Origin of the sequence: Pseudokineococcus marinus (assembly GCF_013004605.1) — a bacterium.
Classification (GTDB): domain Bacteria; phylum Actinomycetota; class Actinomycetes; order Actinomycetales; family Quadrisphaeraceae; genus Pseudokineococcus; species Pseudokineococcus marinus.
In genome coordinates, this window is the sequence record NZ_JABEMA010000322.1 from 1 (window position 1) to 3,256 (window position 3,256).

Consider the following 3,256-nt stretch of genomic DNA (forward strand, 5'->3'; position numbering starts at 1 on the left):
CGCGGCGCGGCGGGCGCCACGGGCGGGACGCCGGAGGGGGCCGGGCCGGCCGCCGAGGGCACCGCGGCGTCCCCCGCGGAGGAGCCCGGGCCCGACGTCGTCGCGCGCCCGGCCGCCCCGGGGCGGGAGGATGCGCCGTGACCACCGTGGAGCGCACCATGCCCTGCCCGCGCGAGGACGTCGTCGACGTGCTGTCCGACGGGTGGCTCTACGGCCTCTGGGTCGTCGGCGCGACGCGCATCCGCGCGGTCGAGGCCCGCTGGCCGGCCGAGGGCCAGCGCCTGCACCACTCCACGGGACCCTGGCCGCTGCACCTGGACGACCACACGACCGTCCTGGCCTCGGACCTGCCCGACAGGCTCGTGCTCACCGCGCGCGGCTGGCCGTGGGGCCAGGCCCGCATCGACATCCGCCTCGAGGAGGCGCCCGACGGCGGCACGCGCGTCGTCATGTGGGAGGACGTCATCACGGGGGTCATGCTCCTCGTGCCCCAGCCGCTGCGCGCCCTCCTCCTCGGGCCGCGGCAGCGCGAGTGCCTCAACCGCCTCGAGCAGCTGGTGCTCGGCCGCACCGGCCGGCGCTCGCCCGAGGAGGAGGACGACGACGTCGAGGGCCGCGTCCACGAGTAGCCCCCGCCCGGGGAGGCCCGGGGGGCCGCCGCCTCAGGCCCGGCGCAGGACCACCGCGACGTCGGTGACGGCGAAGAGGAACTGGCCGGCGTCCGCGAGGGCGCGCAGGTCCTCCACCCAGCCCGCGGCCCGCGCCGCGAGCGCGGGCTCGTCGCCCGCGGCCGCCAGCACGGCGGTGGCCACCTTCCAGGCCACCGAGCCGTCGTCGAAGCGCCGGTGCCCGTCGGCCCAGACCTCCACGCCCTCCACCTCCCACGGCGCGCCGCACGCGCCGGAGGCGTCCGAGAGCCCGAGCAGCTTGCGCCCCATGAAGCCGTCCGAGCGCGGCGCCGGCCCGTGGGCCGCGGCGACGAAGCGGTCGACGAGGGCGCGGGTGAGGCCGTCGTCGGAGCTCGTGAAGAGGGCGGTGTCCCAGTCGCTGTGCGCGAGCACGAGCCGGCCGCCCGGCGCCAGGGCGCGGTGGCAGTCGACGAGGTGGTCGACGGGGGAGGCGAGGTGCTCGACGACGTTGAGGGACACGGCGGCGTCGAGGCTGCCGTCCGCCAGGGGGACGCCCTCGTCGAGGTCGGCCAGCCGGCTGCGCACCCGCGCGTCGGCGAGCACGTCGTCGTCGAGGCCCGAGGTGCGGTCCAGGGCGTGCACGCGGCGCGGCCCCGCGGCCAGCAGCGCGCGCACCGTGCGCCCCGGCCCGCAGCCGAGGTCGGCGACCTCGAGCCCCGCGAGGTCCTCGCCGGCCAGCGCCGCCACCCGCTCGTGCCTGCCCACGCGGCGACAGTAGGCGTCGACCCTGCCGACCCCGGGGACGCCCCTCCGGCGCGTGCGAGGATCCGCCGCGTGGTCGAGCCGTCCCCCGGAGCCCCCCTCCCCGGTGATCCGTCGCCCGGTGGCCCGGCCGTCGGGAGGCCGGCTCCGGCCGGGGGAGCCGACCCCGCCTCGCGCCCGGGCCGGCTGGGCGTGGGCGTCGTCAGCGGCGGGCGGGTCGGCGCCGTCCTCGGCGCCTCGCTGCGCGCCGCCGGCCACGCCGTCGTCGGCGCCAGCGGGGTCTCCGAGCGCACCCGCGAGCGCGTCGGCGCCCTCCTGCCGGGCGTGCCCCTGCTCGAGGTGCCGGAGGTCGTGCGCCGGGCCGAGCTCGTGCTGCTCGCCGTGCCCGACGACGCCCTCGCCGACCTGGTCGCCGGCGTCGCGGCCACCGGCGGCTGGCAGGCGGGCCAGCTCGTCGTCCACACCGCCGGCCGCTACGGCGTCGAGGTCCTCGCCCCGGCGCGCGCCGCGGGGGCCATCCCGCTCGCCGTGCACCCGGCCATGACCTTCACGGGCACCTCGCTCGACCTCGCCCGTCTCGTCGACTGCAGCTTCGCCGTCACCGCCCCGGGGCCCGTGCTGCCCGTCGCGCAGGCGCTCGTCGTCGAGATGGGCGGCGACCCGGTGGTCGTCGCCGAGGCCGACCGGCCGCTGTACCACGCCGCCCTCTCGCACGGCGCGAACCACCTGGTGACGCTCGTGGCCCAGGCCCGCGAGCTGCTCGCCGCCGCCGGCGTGGACGAGCCCGCGCGGGTGCTCGGCCCCCTGCTGCACGCGAGCCTCGACGGCGCCGTGCGCGCGGGCGACGACGCGCTCACCGGGCCCGTCGCCCGGGCCGACGCCGGCACCCTCGCCGCGCACCGCGCCGCCCTCGCCGAGCACGCGGCCCGCTCGGGCTCGACCGAGGTCCCCGACGCCCACCGCGCCATGGCGCGGGCGACGGCGCTGCGCGCGCTCGCGCGCGGGCGGCTGGCCGCGGAGGACGCCGCGCGCGTCCTCGAGCTGCTGGCCGACCCGCCGCCGCGGGCGTGAGCGGCTCGGGGGAGAGCGCTCCCGAGGAGGGCCTGGGAGAGGGCGGGGGGAAGAGCGGGGGTGCTGGGGTCGTTCCGGGCGCCATGCCCAGCACCGGTCCCGACGCCACCGCGACGGCCCAGCAGGCCGCGGACGACCAGGCCGACCCGACCGCCCGGTCCGGGGGGCGGCCGCTGCTCGTGCGCACCCGCGCCGAGCTGGCACGCGCCCGGGCCGCGCTGGAGGGCCCCGTGGCCGTCGTCATGACGATGGGGGCGCTCCACGAGGGGCACGCCGGCCTCGTGCGCGCCGCGCGCGGGCGCGGCCGTTCGGTGGTGGCGACCGTCTTCGTCAACCCGCTGCAGTTCGGCGAGGCGCTGGACCTCGAGTCCTACCCGCGCGACCTCGAGGGGGACCTGGCGCTGCTGGGCCGCGAGGGCGTCGACGTCGTCTTCGCCCCCCCGGTGGAGGAGGTCTACCCCGGCGGGCCGCCGCAGGTGCGCGTCGCCGCCGGGCCGCTCGGGGAGGTCCTCGAGGGCGCGAGCCGGCCGGGGCACTTCGACGGCGTGCTCACCGTCGTCACCAAGCTCCTGCACCTCACCCGGCCCGACGTCGTGCTCTTCGGGCAGAAGGACGCCCAGCAGCTGCTCCTCGTGCGGCGGATGGTCGCCGACCTGTCCTTCGACGTCGAGGTCGTGGCCGCGCCGACGGCGCGGGAGGACGACGGCCTGGCCCGCTCGAGCCGCAACGCCCGTCTGGACCCCGACGGGCGCGCCCGCGCCGCGGTGCTCTCCCGGGCCCTGCGGCGCGGCGAG

At 79.7% G+C, this 3,256-nt stretch carries 4 protein-coding genes; 3 read left to right on the forward strand and 1 reads right to left on the reverse strand.

The features are described 5' to 3' along the window. Window positions 1-137: 137 nt before the first annotated feature. Window positions 138-629 carry an SRPBCC family protein gene (locus tag HLB09_RS14745; protein ID WP_212771149.1) on the forward strand — a complete coding sequence of 164 codons (492 nt, stop codon included), beginning with the start codon at window positions 138-140 and terminating at the stop codon, window positions 627-629. Window positions 630-662: 33 nt separating this feature from the next. On the opposite strand, the gene HLB09_RS14750 is transcribed toward HLB09_RS14745, so the two are convergent. After that, on the reverse strand, window positions 663-1,394 hold the full coding sequence (locus HLB09_RS14750) for a methyltransferase domain-containing protein (RefSeq protein WP_171204088.1): 732 nt from the start codon (window positions 1,392-1,394) through the stop codon (window positions 663-665). Window positions 1,395-1,583: 189 nt separating this feature from the next. On the opposite strand from HLB09_RS14750, the gene HLB09_RS20155 reads away from it, so the two are divergent. Further along, entirely contained in the window at window positions 1,584-2,462 is an 879-nt protein-coding gene (locus HLB09_RS20155; protein WP_212771150.1) for a Rossmann-like and DUF2520 domain-containing protein, read from the forward strand. Window positions 2,463-2,545: 83 nt separating this feature from the next. Further along, window positions 2,546-3,256, forward strand: a 711-nt coding sequence (gene panC, locus HLB09_RS14760; protein ID WP_171204090.1) for a pantoate--beta-alanine ligase, incomplete at its 3' end; no start/stop codon positions are given.